Annotated in this window: 12 protein-coding genes; 4 read left to right on the top strand and 8 right to left on the bottom strand. The window is 42.0% G+C overall.

Annotated elements, in window-relative coordinates; genetic code table 11:
* Positions 1 to 8 precede the first annotated feature (8 nt).
* The gene (gene pcrA, locus IGI77_RS08090; RefSeq protein ID WP_438769829.1) at positions 9 to 2,252 is read right to left on the bottom strand and encodes a DNA helicase PcrA; all 2,244 of its coding nucleotides are present in this window, start codon (positions 2,250 to 2,252) and stop codon (positions 9 to 11) included.
* A 211-nt stretch (positions 2,253 to 2,463) separates the two neighbouring features.
* Positions 2,464 to 3,930 carry an alpha-amylase gene (locus IGI77_RS08085; protein ID WP_015509620.1) on the bottom strand — a complete coding sequence of 489 codons (1,467 nt, stop codon included), beginning with the start codon at positions 3,928 to 3,930 and terminating at the stop codon, positions 2,464 to 2,466.
* A 205-nt stretch (positions 3,931 to 4,135) separates the two neighbouring features.
* Here IGI77_RS08085 and IGI77_RS08080 point away from each other — a divergent pair, with 205 nt between their 5' ends.
* Genes IGI77_RS08080 through IGI77_RS08070 form a run of 3 tightly spaced genes read left to right on the top strand, consistent with a single transcriptional unit; the run spans position 4,136 to position 7,744 of the window.
* The gene (locus IGI77_RS08080) at positions 4,136 to 4,891 is read left to right on the top strand and encodes a DeoR/GlpR family DNA-binding transcription regulator (RefSeq protein WP_438770522.1); all 756 of its coding nucleotides are present in this window, start codon (positions 4,136 to 4,138) and stop codon (positions 4,889 to 4,891) included.
* Positions 4,888 to 5,805 carry a 1-phosphofructokinase gene (gene pfkB / locus IGI77_RS08075; protein ID WP_015509619.1) on the top strand — a complete coding sequence of 306 codons (918 nt, stop codon included), beginning with the start codon at positions 4,888 to 4,890 and terminating at the stop codon, positions 5,803 to 5,805. Before IGI77_RS08080 ends, pfkB begins: the two co-directional genes overlap by 4 nt.
* A gap of 13 nt (positions 5,806 to 5,818) precedes the next feature.
* On the top strand, positions 5,819 to 7,744 hold the full coding sequence (locus tag IGI77_RS08070) for a PTS fructose transporter subunit IIABC (protein ID WP_010748178.1): 1,926 nt from the start codon (positions 5,819 to 5,821) through the stop codon (positions 7,742 to 7,744).
* A gap of 42 nt (positions 7,745 to 7,786) precedes the next feature.
* Here IGI77_RS08070 and IGI77_RS08065 read toward each other — a convergent pair whose 3' ends face one another.
* Positions 7,787 to 9,118 (bottom strand): hypothetical protein, encoded by a 1,332-nt coding sequence (locus tag IGI77_RS08065; protein ID WP_015509617.1) that lies wholly within the window; start codon positions 9,116 to 9,118, stop codon positions 7,787 to 7,789.
* A 129-nt stretch (positions 9,119 to 9,247) separates the two neighbouring features.
* Between IGI77_RS08065 and IGI77_RS08060 the strand changes: the two genes are divergently transcribed.
* The gene (locus tag IGI77_RS08060) at positions 9,248 to 9,424 is read left to right on the top strand and encodes an SPJ_0845 family protein (protein ID WP_438769828.1); all 177 of its coding nucleotides are present in this window, start codon (positions 9,248 to 9,250) and stop codon (positions 9,422 to 9,424) included.
* Between the two features lie 114 nt (positions 9,425 to 9,538).
* Here the strand turns inward: IGI77_RS08060 and IGI77_RS08055 are convergent, their stop codons facing one another.
* From IGI77_RS08055 to IGI77_RS08035, 5 genes are all read right to left on the bottom strand, one after another.
* A complete protein-coding gene (locus IGI77_RS08055; RefSeq protein ID WP_438769827.1) occupies positions 9,539 to 10,420 on the bottom strand; it encodes a helix-turn-helix transcriptional regulator in 882 nt (293 codons plus the stop codon).
* 171 nt (positions 10,421 to 10,591) lie between these two features.
* On the bottom strand, positions 10,592 to 11,176 hold the full coding sequence (yihA, locus tag IGI77_RS08050) for a ribosome biogenesis GTP-binding protein YihA/YsxC (protein ID WP_005225967.1): 585 nt from the start codon (positions 11,174 to 11,176) through the stop codon (positions 10,592 to 10,594).
* Between the two features lie 70 nt (positions 11,177 to 11,246).
* On the bottom strand, positions 11,247 to 12,491 hold the full coding sequence (gene clpX / locus IGI77_RS08045) for an ATP-dependent Clp protease ATP-binding subunit ClpX (protein WP_010748174.1): 1,245 nt from the start codon (positions 12,489 to 12,491) through the stop codon (positions 11,247 to 11,249).
* Between the two features lie 226 nt (positions 12,492 to 12,717).
* Positions 12,718 to 14,001 carry a trigger factor gene (gene tig / locus IGI77_RS08040; protein ID WP_005225965.1) on the bottom strand — a complete coding sequence of 428 codons (1,284 nt, stop codon included), beginning with the start codon at positions 13,999 to 14,001 and terminating at the stop codon, positions 12,718 to 12,720.
* Between the two features lie 119 nt (positions 14,002 to 14,120).
* Positions 14,121 to 15,068 (bottom strand): hypothetical protein, encoded by a 948-nt coding sequence (locus IGI77_RS08035; RefSeq protein ID WP_015509612.1) that lies wholly within the window; start codon positions 15,066 to 15,068, stop codon positions 14,121 to 14,123.
* Positions 15,069 to 15,084: the final 16 nt, after the last annotated feature.

The raw sequence follows: 15,084 nt of genomic DNA, 5'->3' as shown, positions 1-15,084 counted from the left end.
TATCCTCCTTATTTTTCAACTTTTTCAATCGGCGCAAAGGCCGCCAACAATCGTTTGACGCCTTGTTGTGGGAACGCCACATCTAGTTCAACATCTTGCGCGCTGCCAGTCGTCCGAACGACGGTACCGATTCCCCATTTTTTATGTTGAACTTTCTCGCCTACTTGCCAAGTATTACCAGCTGCAGAAGTCTGTTGTTTAGAAGCGACGGTCGTTTGACGCGGTTGTGTATAGCTCGGTTTGAACACTTTTGGTTGAAACGGTGCAGCAGCTTTCGGCTGTGAACGCTCGCCTAATGATTGCAGCAGATCTTGTTCGATCTCTTCGATAAACCGAGACGGACGATTGTATTGGGTCCGACCGTATAATGTTCTGGAAAAAGCGTTGGTCATAAAGAGCTCTTCCTCGGCACGAGTGATTCCCACGTAAGCAAGGCGCCGTTCTTCTTCGAGCTCGCTTTCTTCCATTAAGGCACGAGAAAGCGGGAAGATATTTTCTTCCAACCCAATCAAAAATACCACTGGAAACTCTAGTCCTTTTGCAGCATGCAAGGTCATCAAAGTCACTTGACTACTTTCTTCTTCATAACTATCGACGTCTGACAATAAAGCTAAGTCATTTAAGAAAACACTCAACTTCTCATCTGGTGCATCTGCATCGTCTTCGTTTTGCGCCTCAAATCGTTTGTCGAATTCTTGGGTAACCGATAAAAATTCTTCCAAGTTTTCAAGTCTAGCTTGTGCTTCTAAATTATTCTGGTTGACTAACTCTTGACGATAACCCGTTTTTTCTAATATTTCTTTCGTCAGTTCGGTTACTGATAGGTAAGGAACCATCTGGGCGAAGCCATCCATCATCATCCCAAAGCTCCCTAATTCTTTGCCAGCCTTTCCAGAAATATTCGCTAACTCGACGTTCATGGCTGCTTCTAACAATGACCATTCATGAAGATTCGCAAACGCTCGTAGTTTCTCGACGGATGTCGCACCGATCCCACGTTTTGGTACATTGATGATACGCTCTAAGCTGATGGAATCTCGCGGATTGGCGATCGCCGATAAATAGGCCAAAATATCACGGATTTCTTTGCGGTCATAGAATTTTCTGCCGCCGACCATCGTATAAGGAACGTTGGCTTTTAAAAGCATTTCTTCAATGATCCGTGACTGGGAATTGGTCCGATACAATATCGCAAAATCACCGAATTTACGGTTCTTTTCTGCAATTTGTTTTTGCATTTCACTGACGATAAATCGCGCTTCATCTCGTTCACTATCCCCGCGATAATAAGTGATCTTTTCCCCATCATGATTTTCTGTCCACAGATTTTTATCTGGACGGTTGCGGTTATTTTTGATTACTTGGTTTGCCGCATTTAAAATCGTTTGCGTTGAACGATAGTTTTGCTCTAACAAAATCGTTGCGGCATCTGGATAGTCCTTTTCAAAGTCTAAAATATTTTGCATGTTGGCACCACGCCAACCGTAAATACTTTGGTCCGCATCCCCGACAACACAAAGATTTCGAAAACGAGCGGCCAATAAATTGACCAGCGTGTATTGGGCGTGATTGGTATCTTGGTATTCGTCGACATGGATATAGTGGAATTTCCGTTGATAAAATTGCAGCGCATCTTCATTGTCTTGGAAGAGGCGGATCGTATTCATGATTAAATCATCGAAGTCCATGCATTGATTGTTTCGCAGCTCTTTTTGATATTTTTCATAGCAACGACCTACGATCTGCTCAAATAGACTACCTTCCATGGCTTGGTAAGCTTCAGGTGTCAACAGCTCGTTCTTTGCATGAGAGATCGTTCCCAAAATAGAACGAGGATCATATTTTTTGGGATCGATATTCAATTCTTTTAATACCCGTTTCATCAGTGTATTTTGCTCAGAAGAGTCAATGATGGTAAAATTCTTCGAATAGCCAATACGATCAACGTCCCTGCGCAAGATTCTGACACACATCGAGTGGAAGGTTGAAACCCAAACGTCTTCTCCACCCGATCCTAATAGTTGACTGACCCGTTCCTTCATTTCACGTGCCGCTTTATTGGTAAATGTGATGGCTAAAATATTCCATGGATTCACATTTTTTTCTTCTATTAAATAGGCGATTCGGTGGGTTAGGACACGGGTCTTCCCGCTTCCTGCACCTGCCATCAGCAGCAACGGTCCTTCCGTATGCATAACGGCTTCTTTTTGCCGTGGGTTCATGCGTTCAAGTAATTCACTTTTGGATGACATGATTTTAAACATCCTTTCTTTCTCAATCTTCTCAATTATAGCATTATCCGGGAAAGGGGAAAACCGAACGCTTTGAAAACTTTTAATTAAAAGCGCTTTGATTTTTTTCCTTACGATTCATGCGATTTTTCAAGAGAAAGCAGGCTTGGTTTGTTTACATAATAAAAAGGCTGTAAACCTACCAGCCTTTTTATTCGTTTGAAGATTTTGGTTAACTAAAGTACTTCTCTACTAGTTTTTCATTTACATAAATCGAGACTTGCCCATCATTGACCGGGAAAACACCTTTTCCGGTATCATCTAAAACAACTTTCGCTTCATTATTTCTCAATATATCCACGAATGTCTCTCCACCATGGATCGCACTGATAGTCATTTCTTTTTCCGCTCCTTGGGCATTGGTCATCACGACCGCTAATCCAGAAAGCTCATGTTCATAATCGCCAGTTAATACCCAGCCAATGCAATTAGGATCATCGAAATAATCGACTTGATTCCCGAATGCAAGCTTCTCCCGAAGTTTCAGCATATGGACCAGCGCATCCCCGACAGGGGCGATTTCTTGCGCGGGAATCCCAAATAAATCCCCCCAGAAAACTACTGGTACGCCAGCTTTACGTAAAAGGATCAATGAATAGGCATGGACTTTGAACCATCCGTCTATCCAAGATTGTAAACTTTGCCCAACCTGCGTGTCATGATTATCCACAAAAGTCACTGCGTAATCTTCGCGAGCGGCGGTCAACGTACCTGCAAAAATTTGGCTCATATCGTATTCGCCATTTGAGTGAGATGCTTCATATAAATTGTAGTGCAATGGCACATCAAATAAATAAATCAAATTTCCTGAAGAATCTAAATACTCTTCTAATTTTGGCAGATCCCCTGACCAATATTCTCCGACAACAAATAGTGGTTTGCCTTTTTCCTCGCGTCGGTTTAAGATCCAATCCGCGTAATAGTTGAACTCAATGTGTTTGACCGCATCTAGTCGATACCCGTCAACGCCGGTCAGTTCTTGGTACCATTGGCCCCATTTATTGAGTTGTTCCACTGTTTCGGGATTTTCCATGTCCAAATCACAACCCATTAAGTAGTCGTAATTGCCCATCTCATCATCCACTTGGTTTTCCCAGCCCTTATCAGCGAAGTTAAAAATCCCGTGGTCTTTGTTGCGGTCATCATAATCGACACCAGAAAAATTATGCCACGTCCAAACGTAATCATTGTACGTCCCCTGACGTCCTGGGAATGTGAACTTGGTCCAAGCTTCGATTTCTTCCTCATCACTGATCGGTTCATTACGGTTTTCGGTATTGTATTTAACCGCTGGAACGACTTCTTTTTCATCGGCACCAATCAAGTGATTGAAAACGATGTCGGCATAAACCTCTATTCCTTGTTCTTGCAGTGCTTTGATGGCTTCTAGGTATTCATCCTTTGTCCCATATTTTGTTGGCACAGACCCTTTTTGATCGAATTCGCCTAGATCATAATAATCATAGACACCATACCCAACGTCTTCGGACCCAGCTGTCCCTTTATAGGCAGGCGGCAGCCAAATTGCGGTAAATCCATACTCTTTGATTTCTTTACTCATTTCTTTCAATTTGTTCCAGTGCTGGCTATCTGCCGGCAGGTCCCATTCGAACCCTTGTAAAATGACTTTGTTATTCATTTATTTATCCCCCCTTACTTCAATTAAGCCAAATAATAGTAAAAATTGTCAAATATAAGGATAGCTATTAAATCAAAATGAAGGTTATCATGACCGTTTATGACCGATTCTATTTATTCACGCTTTCATTTTGAATGTTTTTTACTGTTTATGATTGATTTTGAACGAATCATATGGTATCATGGCAGGTGAAGAGGTGATGAAAATGCTTACAGAAGAGCGTCATCAAGCGATTTTGGCACGATTGGAACAAGAAGAGATCGTTAAGGTCAGTGAACTGATTCAACTGTTGGATGCTTCAGAATCAACGATCCGTCGAGACCTGCAAGAGTTGGAAGACAAAGGATTTTTAGTCAGAATTCACGGTGGAGCCAAGAAAAGTCAGCAATTAGGCTTCGAACCAAACATGTCAGAAAAAACGGCGAAGTTTCAAACGGAAAAGCAAAAGATAGCAAGAACAGCTGCCCAGACGATCAAAAATGGTGAAGTCATTTACTTAGATGCTGGAACAACGACCCTCGAAATGATTCCTTTCCTATCGGCTATCACAGGCCTTAAGGTGGTCACGAACTCCGTCAAACACGCTTCCCTATTGATCGATCACGGGATCGACACCATGATTTTAGGGGGAACCATTAAGATATCGACGAACGCTGTGTTAGGGATCAATGCTGGTGAACAACTGCGAAAACTACGCTTTAATCGTTGCTTTATGGGCATGAACGGGGCTCATTCTGAGGCTGGATTCACAACACCTGATCCTGAAGAAGCCCTGATCAAGCAGATCGCTTTAGAGCACAGTCAACAAGCCTATGTCTTGCTAGACCATTCCAAATTTCAGCAAACGACTTTTGCTCAAGTTGCCTTTATCGAAGGTGCGACGATCATCACCAATTATTGCCCAAAAAACTATTTAGCGAAATTCAGAGCAAAAACAACCATTATGGAGGTAATACAATGATTTACACAGTAACACTCAATCCATCGATCGACTTTATCGTCCATGTCGATCATTTGGAAATCGGCGCCCTTAATCGAATGAAACAAGACTTTAAACTACCTGGCGGCAAAGGAATCAATGTCTCACGGATTTTGAAACGCATCGGCATCGCCTCGACTGCCCTTGGTTTCGTTGGCGGATTTACTGGTCGTTTTATTGAAGAGTGGCTGACCAAAGAGGAAATCAACAGCAACTTTACCCAAGTCGCTGCGGACACACGAATCAATATCAAACTAAAATCCGGCGAAGAAACAGAAATCAACGGTCTTGGTCCAGTCATTCGCCAGCAAGAAATTGCTGAATTGAAACACCAATTAGCCACTCTTTCTGCCGAAGACATCGTCATCCTATCAGGAAGTAAACCAGCTGGTCTTCCAACCGACTTTTATAAAGAATTGATCAAAATCGTTAAAGAAGCGGGTGCGGAATTTGTCATTGATACGACCGGCGCGGAACTTTTTGACGCTTTATCCGATCAGCCTTTGCTAATCAAACCAAATAATCATGAATTAGCCGAACTTTATGAAACTTCTTTTTCAACAATCGAAGATATTTTGCCTTATGGTCAAAGAATGCTAAAGGATGGCGCTAAAAATGTCATTGTCTCTCTAGGCGGCGATGGCGCCCTGCTCTTTACTGGCAATGAGATCTATCGATCCAATGTGTTGAAACGACCTTTGAAAAATTCAGTTGGCGCTGGAGATTCCATGATTGCTGGATTCATTGGGCGTTATGCAAAGACCAAAGATGTGGTTGAAGCATTCAAATGGGGAGTCGCTTGTGGCAGTGCCACTGCGTTTTCAGATGATTTAGCTGAGGCGTCATTTATCGAAGAATTACTACCGGAAGTCATAATTGAACAAGTGAATCTATAGGAGGATGGAAAAAATGAAAATCAATGAGTTGATGCTAAAAGATGCCATGATCATGGACTTACAAGCAACAGACAAAAAAGGTGCCATTGATGAAATGGTAGCAAAATTATATGCTGTCGGACGAATTTCAGATATCGAAGTCTACAAAGAAGGAATTCTTGCCCGAGAAGCTCAAACATCAACAGGGCTAGGTGACGGCATCGCAATGCCTCATGCCAAAAACAGTGCGGTCAAAGAAGCGACGGTCTTATTCGCTAAAAGTAATGCGGGTGTTGACTATGAGGCGTTAGATGGACAACCAACGTACCTCTTCTTTATGATCGCAGCACCAGAAGGAGCAAATGATACTCATTTACAAGCATTAGCAGCGCTATCTCGCTTGTTGATCGATCCAGACTTCGTTGCTAAATTAAAAACAGCGACGACTGCTGATCAAGTACAGCAACTTTTCTCAGAAGCTGAGGCACAGCAAGAAGCCGATGCTTTAGCAGAAGAAGCGGCAAACCAAGAAGCAGCACCCGCTAGCGAACGTCCCTATATCGTCGCAGTTACAGCTTGCCCGACAGGAATCGCCCATACCTACATGGCAGAAGATGCTTTGAAAAAGAAAGCCAAAGAGCTGGGTGTTGACATCAAAGTCGAAACAAATGGTTCAGAAGGAATCAAAAATCGTCTAACAGAAGCTGATATCGCCCGAGCTACTGGTGTAATCGTAGCTGCTGATAAAAAAGTAGAAATGGATCGCTTTGACGGCAAACATTTAGTAAACCGTCCTGTCAGTGATGGTATCCGTAAAACCGAGCAATTAATCAATGAAGCAATGAGCGGTACTGCTCCTGTTTTTCATGGTAGCGGCCAAGCTTCTGATAAAGAGGACGCTTCTGCTGATGGTTCAGTCGGTCAACGAATCTATAAAGATTTGATGAATGGTGTTTCTCATATGCTGCCATTTGTTATTGCCGGTGGAATCATGATCGCTATTTCCTTCATGGTGGACCAGTTCATGGGTGTCCCTCAAGATGCCTTGAGTCAATTAGGAAACTACAACCAAGCAGCTTCTTGGTTCAATCAAATCGGTAGCGCGGCATTTGGTTTTATGCTACCTGTCTTAGCTGGATTTATCGCTTCAAGTATAAGTGACCGACCTGGATTGATCGTCGGTTTTGCAGCAGGTGCGTTAGCAAATACAGGTGGTGCTGGTTTCTTAGGTGCCTTGATCGGCGGTTTCTTAGCTGGTTACGTCATCAAGTTCTTACGTTCATTATTCAAAGGCTTACCAAAATCATTAGAAGGAATCAAAACGATCCTCTTCTACCCTGTTTTCGGCCTATTGATCACTGGCTTCTTGATGTTACTGATCAACGTGCCAATGAAAGCTATCAACGACGGTTTGAACAGCTTCTTGACTGGCTTAAGTGGTACCAACGCAGCTTTACTTGGCGCTTTGTTAGCAGCGATGATGGCAGCCGATCTAGGCGGCCCAATCAACAAAGCCGCTTATGTTTTTGGTACTGCAACATTGGCAACGACCGTTGCTGAAGGTGGTAGCGTCGTGATGGCATCTGTAATGGCGGGCGGAATGGTTCCTCCATTAGCAATCTTTGTCGCAACGTTATTGTTCAAAAATAAATTTACAAAAGACCAAAAAGAAGCAGGTTTGACAAATATCGTCATGGGGCTGTCCTTCGTCACAGAAGGTGCGATTCCATTTGCAGCAGCAGATCCACTGCGAGCGATCCCAAGCTTTATCGTCGGTTCTGCCCTGACTGGTGCACTTGTCGGTGCCTTTGATATCCAATTGATGGCGCCACATGGTGGGATCTTCGTTGTCCTATTATTATCTAAACCAATTTTGTTCTTGCTATTCATCTTGATCGGTGCGATCGTTTCTGGCGTCGTATTCGGTTTGTTGAAAAAAGCGCCTGAGCAAACAGCTTAATTGAAAAGACCCACAAGATCCTCGTGATCTTGCGGGTCTTTTTCATTCTTGATTGGTAAAAAGCTGCTGCTCGACTAGCTTTTGGGTGTTCATAAAATACACTCGTAGTTTTTTCCCATCCTTCTTTAGATTGACCCATGTATATTTGCGCGTGCGGTGCAGATAGCCAAAATGAACATCAGGCATGGCCGCTTTCAAAGCATCTAGCGGTAAGTGCTTCAAAGCAGTCTCCGGCAAATAAAATTGCAGGCAAGCAGTATAGTCTTTAAAACGATCCTCTGAATATTCAATCTCAAGATGGCTACGAATATAGAATGAATAAGCCTCTACTCCATCGTCTATCGTTAGTTCTGGCTTTAATACGATATAATCCATCATGCGCAACCGCTCTTGATCCACCCAAGGAAAATACGCTTGGGCATTCAAATACCCTTTCACTCGCCGCTCTTGATACTCTTCGTTCACGAGGTCGAAGCTTCTGGTGACAAAATGTGTCGCGCTGCGTTTTGTTGTTGGCTGCAGTCGATCATTTTGGTATTGAATGGTTTGGATCAAGTGATCGCCAAAGGCATATTCAATATATGGTTCTCTCAAAATACCCACCCCGTTATCCCAAGTCAATTGATCGATTCCAGTTTGATCGCGAAACAATCGCTGGTAGGATAGGTTCAATTCGTGATCCCACTGGAAAGGATCTCGATACAATTCCACCATCACAACCCCTTGGTCTCTTACCTGCACTTGCTCCACCTGCTGCGCATCAGTAATGATCACCTGAGGAATGATATGTGCGTAGAATGCCGAAAAGTACATGCGCCAGCAAGAAGTCAGTGTATAGCCATTGTAAAAGACGTCGTAACCAGAAAACTGATTGCAGTCGATGACGATTTCTTGTTCAAAATTTTTCCGCTTCGGTAACGCGTTGATTTCAGCAATCGATTGAAAATTTTGCCTTTTCTCGATTCCCTCGACGTTATGCATCAAGTACTCATCATATGAACGCAAATAGCCGAACAAGCCATCTCTTTGCATCGTTTCATCGAAGTAACTTAAAATCACGGGTTTTTGCGTGGAAAATACGTCTTTCGTAAACAGGTGCCGTTGTAAAACAGCCTCTTGAATGATATGGATACTGGACTCATTTTGGCCGTCCGTCACAATCAATTCCGTATTGATTTTTTCAGGGGCGCTATGCAGTAGTTGACTGACCTCATCCAAATCATAAGGTTTCTTTGCTTGCTGATTGTAGTAGTATTCCGTCGGCTGATAGCTAAGACGAACCAAAGCGAACCAATTTTCAATCAACAAACGCAACTGTGCTGCTTCCATTTGGGTTGATTGTAGAAAGCCATAGATTTTTTCAGTTTTGATCATCGCTATCCCTCTTTTCTATCCCCTTTCTTTAATTATAGTAAAGGGGGAAACGATTGAACACTATTTCGCTTTTTTTTGATGAAATCTACCACCGTTCGTGGTAAACTTAAGGCGCTTGGAGGTGAACCTATGGGCTTAAAATTCCAACGAGAAGACTCGCTAGATAAAATGTTTGATGATTTTGCCTTTCTTCCCGATAACGACAAAGACAAGAAAAAGCAGGAAAACGATATTGAGCGTTTCTTGAAAAACGAACCTGATGAAGAGAAAAAAACACAACCTAAAGATAGTAAGAAAGCAGACTAATAAAAAAAGGCAAAGGACTCCTTAGTCCCTTGCCTTTTTTACTTGTGGTAACAGAAAATGAGCCTCCTTAAGCTAAATATGTTCAACGATCAGAAACGGCATCTAGTGGTTTTCTTATAGCTCTTCATACAACATGCTTTGACGTAATCGCACCAAGCCAATGATCAACAAGCAGAGAATAAAAAAGATGGTTGCTAAGATCGTCACCACGAAGATCATCACAAAAATCGGTGAGCTTGTAAAACGAATCATTGGTTCAAAGATAGTGGTCTTGATCAAGTCAGGGATCTCTGAGACTAAGAGCTGTTGAATCGCTTGGTTAAAATCTTCCGTGGTTGAATTTGCGGGTAAAACAGCCATAAAGCTCCCTACACCATAATTAGCAACCCCAATCCAAGCAATTGCGACATTTGCTAGAGCGAGCCAGCCAATGCCAAGATTACCAACAACGATCGAGCCGACAGCAAGATTGCCAATCCCAACTAAAAAGCCAAAACAGAGGTTCCCTATTGCAATGATACCGATACTGACTGTCCCAATCCCCAGCATTCCGAAGGACAATAAGCCAATCGATAAAAAGCCTAAACTCACAATCCCCAAAGCAATAACCCCTTTGGCTTTGACACCAAGGCTAAACCAGCCGCTGGCAGTTGGTAACTCTTTCATTAGATCAAAAAACTCTCGAACGCTCGTCACTTGATTCAGTAATAAGAATAAATTAGGAATCAAAATGTGCATCAACGGAAGCCGCAGAACCGTCCGTTCACTTTTGTATTCATAATAGTAGGTTTCTTTCTTTTCTTTTAATAGCTCTTCCACGGGTGTGCCTAGTAAATCGGCTAGACGGACCAATGTCTCGATGTCTGGCAACCCATTTCCTCGTTCCCATTTTGAAATGGCCTTATCAGAAACAAATAACCTCGCAGCTAATTCCTTCTGTGTTAAGTTATATTTTGATCGATACTCCTTTAATTTTTTGCTTAATGATTCATGCATTCGACCACACCTCCTTGTTACAAGTTTAACAAATAACAAGGAGATTTTCGCTAAAATGGAGCAAATTTAGCACTCTACGCTACGTAGAATAGCGTAAATCAGCTAATTTCCACTATAAAATGAGAAAAACCGAAGCAAGGGACTTCCTTGCTTCGGTTTCCTACTTAATAATTATTTTATTGCTGCTTCAATCGCTTTCCACGCTTCTTCTTTTCCTTGTTTGGTAATGGAAGAAAAGAGGATAAACGTATCTGCTGGATCAAAGGATAATGCTTTTTTGATCATGCTTTCATGCTTGTTCCATTTCCCACGAGGGATTTTGTCTGCTTTGGTGGCGACCACGATCACTGGAATCTCGTAGTATTTCAAAAACTCATACATTTGAATATCTTCTTGTGAGGGGGCATGACGCAAATCAACAAGAGATACGACTGCACGCAGCTGCTCTCTTTGTTCAAGATATGTCTCAATCATTTTCCCCCATTTCGCTCGCTCTGTTTTCGATACTTTTGCATAGCCGTAGCCGGGGACATCGACAAAATGCAGCGTATTTTCAATCAAATAAAAGTTCAGTGTTTGCGTCTTCCCCGGTTTTGATGAGGTACGGGCTAAATTTTTACGATTGATCAATGTATTGATGAAGGATGACTTTCCGACATTTGAGCGGCCTGCTAAGGCAATCTCCGGTAAAGGTGTAGCTGGATATTGTGCTGGAGAAACGGCACTGATGACGATTTCAGCATCATGTACTTTCATCGAATCGCTCCTTTCTATTTTTTTCAAAAAGAAAGCCGGATAGCAATGAAACTATCCGACTTGGTCTCGATTAGACTGCTTTTTTGGTCTCTTCATTGTAAATGATTTTTGGTTCACCAAGTCCTTTTGCCGCTTCTTCCGTGATGGTGACTTTTTGGATCGACTCATCTGAAGGGACATTGAACATGACATCCATCATGATATTCTCGATGATCGAACGCAACCCACGAGCACCGGTATTTCGCTCAATGGCTTGCGCAGCAATGGCACGCAAAGCCTCTGGCTCAAATTCCAGCTCGGTGTCATCTAACGCCATTAACTTCTGGTATTGTTTAACCAGCGCATTTTTTGGTTCAGTCAAAATATGCACTAAATCATCTACCGTTAATTTCTCTAGGGCAGCCATCACTGGCAAGCGGCCAATAAATTCAGGAATCAAACCGAATTTAAGCAAGTCTTCAGGAATGATTTGCTGCATCACACTTTCGCCTTCTTCAAGACGCTTATTGTTCGTGCCAAAACCAATTGTTTTTTCACCTAAACGGTTTTTAACGATGGTTTCGATTCCGTCAAACGCCCCGCCAACGATAAAGAGAATATTGGTGGTATCAATTTGGATCATCTCTTGATGTGGATGTTTCCGTCCACCTTGTGGCGGTACACTAGCAGTCGTTCCTTCTAGGATCTTCAGCAATGCTTGCTGCACGCCTTCACCGGATACGTCACGAGTAATCGATACATTTTCACTCTTACGGGCGATTTTATCGATCTCATCAATATAGATGATTCCTTTTTCTGCCATTTCTACGTTATAATCAGCAGCTTGTAACAGTTTCAAAAGAATGTTTTCCACATCTTCACCGACATAGCCGGCTTCTGTCAAACTGGTTGCATCAGCGATTGCAAAAGGCACGTTTAGTGAACGTGCTAACGTTTGTGCTAAAAATGTTTTCCCAGAACCTGTTGGTCCGATCAAGCAAATATTGCTTTTTTGTAATTCTACATCTTCTGCTGTCGTTTCTACATTGACCCGTTTATAGTGATTGTAAACCGCTACAGCCAATGTCCGTTTCGCACGATCTTGTCCAATCACATATTCATTGAGAACATTCAGTAGTTCTTGCGGTTTCGGCACTTCGGTAAATTCACGAATTGCTTCTTCGTAAAACTCTTCATCAATGATTTCTTTACACAAATCGATGCATTCATTACAGATATAGACCCCAGGACCTGCAACGATCTTTTTCACCTCTTCTTGCGTTTTGCCACAAAAAGAACAACGAACAGCTTCATTACCGTTTGTATTATCGTACATACTGTTCACCCCTTGAAAATTTTCCAACCTATTTAAAGGAGTGGAATTTTGTTTACTAACTTTGCAGTCTTAAACAATCATATCATAACTTTTTTGAAAGAAAAAGTTCTTTTTACGTTGCCTAACGTTTTCTTATCATTTGTTAGTAATTGTTAAACTAGCCCCTCTTACTCCCAAGAAAAAACGGCAAACACCGCTAGATGTTCGCCGTTTTTAAGCATTTTGCTTACGCTTCTTTTGCAGTACCTGTGACAAGTTCAACTGCTTTCTTCATCGTGATATCATGTTTCAACATGTCTTCTGTTAAGACGCGTTTGATTTGATCCACTGGCATGTTGTAAGCTTCAGAAAGTTCTTTGATTTCGTTTTCGATATCTTCTTCTGTTGCTTCCAAACCTTCTGCTTTAGCGATTGCTTCAATAACAAGGTTTGTTTTCACGCGGGTTTCTGCTTCACCTTCAAATTGTGTGTGCAGATCTGCTTCAGTTGAACCAGTTAATTGATAATACATTTCTGGTGAGATTCCTTGACGTTGCATGTTGTTCAAGAATTCATCCATTGAACGGTGTACTTCATCATGAACCATTGAATGTGGTAATTCAACGATTTCTGCGTTTTCAACTGCTTGACGGATCGCTGCTTCATCTTTTGCATCTTCAGCTGCTTTTTCTTTTGTTTCAGTCAATTCAGCACGGTATTTTTCTTTTAATTCAGCTAATGATTCAACGCTGTCATCAACGTCTTTTGCGAATTCATCATCTAATTCAGGAAGTTCTTTTGCTTTTACTTCGTGAACAGTTACTTTGAAGACTGCTTCTTTACCAGCTAAATCTTCTGCTTGATAATCTTCTGGGAAAGTAACGGTAACGTCTTTGCTATCACCAGCTTTTGTTCCTACTAATTGTTCTTCAAAACCAGGGATGAATGAGTTTGAGCCAAGTTCAAGTGAGTAGTTTTCACCTTTGCCGCCTTCAAATGTTTCTTCCCCTAAGAAGCCTTCAAAGTCGATAACGACTGTGTCGCCATTTTCAGCTGCTTCGTCTTCTTTGATAACTAATTCAGCTTGTGCTTCTTGTTCACGTTTGATGCGTGCATCCACGTCTTCTTCTGTGACTTCACGGTCTTGTTTTTCAACTGTTAATTCTTTGTAATCACCAAGTTTTACTTCAGGTTTTACAGTAACTTCTGCTTTGATAACCCAATCTTGGCCTTTTTCCATGCTGTCAACGTCGATTTTTGGTTGCGCAACAGGATCGATCCCTGCTTCTTTTACAGCAGCTTCATAAGCTTCTGGAAGAACAGCGTTCAATGCATCTTCATACAACGCTTCTTCGCCGTACATACGGTTAAATACTTGGCGTGAAACTTTCCCTTTACGGAAGCCAGGTACGTTAAGATTGCCTTTCACTTTATTGAATGCAGTCGTCAAGCCTTTTTGGATTTCTGCTTGAGCGATCGTAAATGTCAAAACACCATCATTGGTGCCTGTTTTTTCCCATTTTGCAGTCATTTATTTCCCTCCGAATATTAATTGATTTACATATGAAATAGCTTCATGCATACCTTTAAATAGTACACTAACGTTGTTTAATTGTAAACATTTTACCATGAAAGTTGCGAATTTTTCTTTCAGCGAATGCTCAATCGTAGGATATTGCGTAGGTGTCGTTTGCGTTCTTCAATTTCATTCACTGCTTTTGGCTGTTCTTTTTCTTCAAATAACCCACGATAATCTTCAATGTAGCTTGCCACCCATGCTTTTGCCTCCTCTTTTGCAGGTAAAAATGGGTAGCTGATGGCTAAATGATCATTGATCTCTGCTGAGACGCTTTCTGCTAAAATCGGATCTTCTTGGGCGATCGTTTCGTCAATCTCTTTCTGGATCGCTTTAACAGCGGCATCTTCTTGCAAAAGTTTTAACTCTTTCGGAACGATTTGCTGCATATTCCCAAGGTAATCGATCAGTTCAAAAGGTTCGTCCACTTCAAGACGCACGAGCTCATCCACTAATTTGGGCAGTAAATATGGATTTTTGATGGAAGCTAACGTTTCATGCATCAGCGTGACAAATTGTGGTTTGGTAATGGCTTGGGTAAAAACGTGCCATTCTGTTGCACTCACCGGTTGATTGGCTTCATCTAATGCACGTAAATGCTTGCGTTTCCCATGAAAATCTTCCAGCCCTAAAATTTGCTGCACTTCTTCTACCTTTGCTAATTCACTTGCTAACTGTTCCTGATAGCGGCTTGCAATTTTTGTTTTTTTACCTAATGTAAGCCAGCGCCGAGCTTTTAAATACTGACCATCCAAGATCAGCAGATGACCAATTTGTAAATACCCGTCGGTTTCTTTTAAATAGTCATCCAAATAGTCTTCCGCCAGATCTAACGCTTTGGCAAAATCATTCAACTGCTGCAGACATTCAACCAGCCATTGATTGATCTCAAAACTGGCATTTTTTTGATAGAGTTCATTGTACAGGCGAAAAGCTTGCAAAAACTCCTTTGACTGGTAGGCTTTTTCTGCCGCCAGCCGAAGCCGTTCATTTGGTCCTGGGAAATCAATCGTCTCACCCATTCTCGATCCCTCCTTT

The organism is Enterococcus sp. DIV0213h, assembly GCF_051711285.1.
GTDB lineage: Bacteria > Bacillota > Bacilli > Lactobacillales > Enterococcaceae > Enterococcus_D > Enterococcus_D casseliflavus.
Note: the sequence above shows the minus strand (reverse complement) of the source record. Positions and strands in the feature narration are given on the sequence as shown.

Bases quoted from the DNA above. Each gene is read 5' to 3' on its own strand.
- IGI77_RS08060 (WP_438769828.1), top strand. From the start codon at position 9,248: ATGGGCTTAAAATTCCAACGAGAAGACTCGCTAGATAAAATGTTTGAT.
- yihA (WP_005225967.1), bottom strand. From the start codon at position 11,176: ATGAAAGTACATGATGCTGAAATCGTCATCAGTGCCGTTTCTCCAGCA.
- clpX (WP_010748174.1), bottom strand. From the start codon at position 12,491: ATGTACGATAATACAAACGGTAATGAAGCTGTTCGTTGTTCTTTTTGT.
- IGI77_RS08080 (WP_438770522.1), top strand. From the start codon at position 4,136: ATGCTTACAGAAGAGCGTCATCAAGCGATTTTGGCACGATTGGAACAA.
- IGI77_RS08085 (WP_015509620.1), bottom strand. From the start codon at position 3,930: ATGAATAACAAAGTCATTTTACAAGGGTTCGAATGGGACCTGCCGGCA.
- pcrA (WP_438769829.1), bottom strand. From the start codon at position 2,252: ATGTCATCCAAAAGTGAATTACTTGAACGCATGAACCCACGGCAAAAA.
- tig (WP_005225965.1), bottom strand. From the start codon at position 14,001: ATGACTGCAAAATGGGAAAAAACAGGCACCAATGATGGTGTTTTGACA.
- IGI77_RS08055 (WP_438769827.1), bottom strand. From the start codon at position 10,420: ATGCATGAATCATTAAGCAAAAAATTAAAGGAGTATCGATCAAAATAT.
- IGI77_RS08035 (WP_015509612.1), bottom strand. From the start codon at position 15,068: ATGGGTGAGACGATTGATTTCCCAGGACCAAATGAACGGCTTCGGCTG.
- pfkB (WP_015509619.1), top strand. From the start codon at position 4,888: ATGATTTACACAGTAACACTCAATCCATCGATCGACTTTATCGTCCAT.
- IGI77_RS08070 (WP_010748178.1), top strand. From the start codon at position 5,819: ATGAAAATCAATGAGTTGATGCTAAAAGATGCCATGATCATGGACTTA.
- IGI77_RS08065 (WP_015509617.1), bottom strand. From the start codon at position 9,118: ATGATCAAAACTGAAAAAATCTATGGCTTTCTACAATCAACCCAAATG.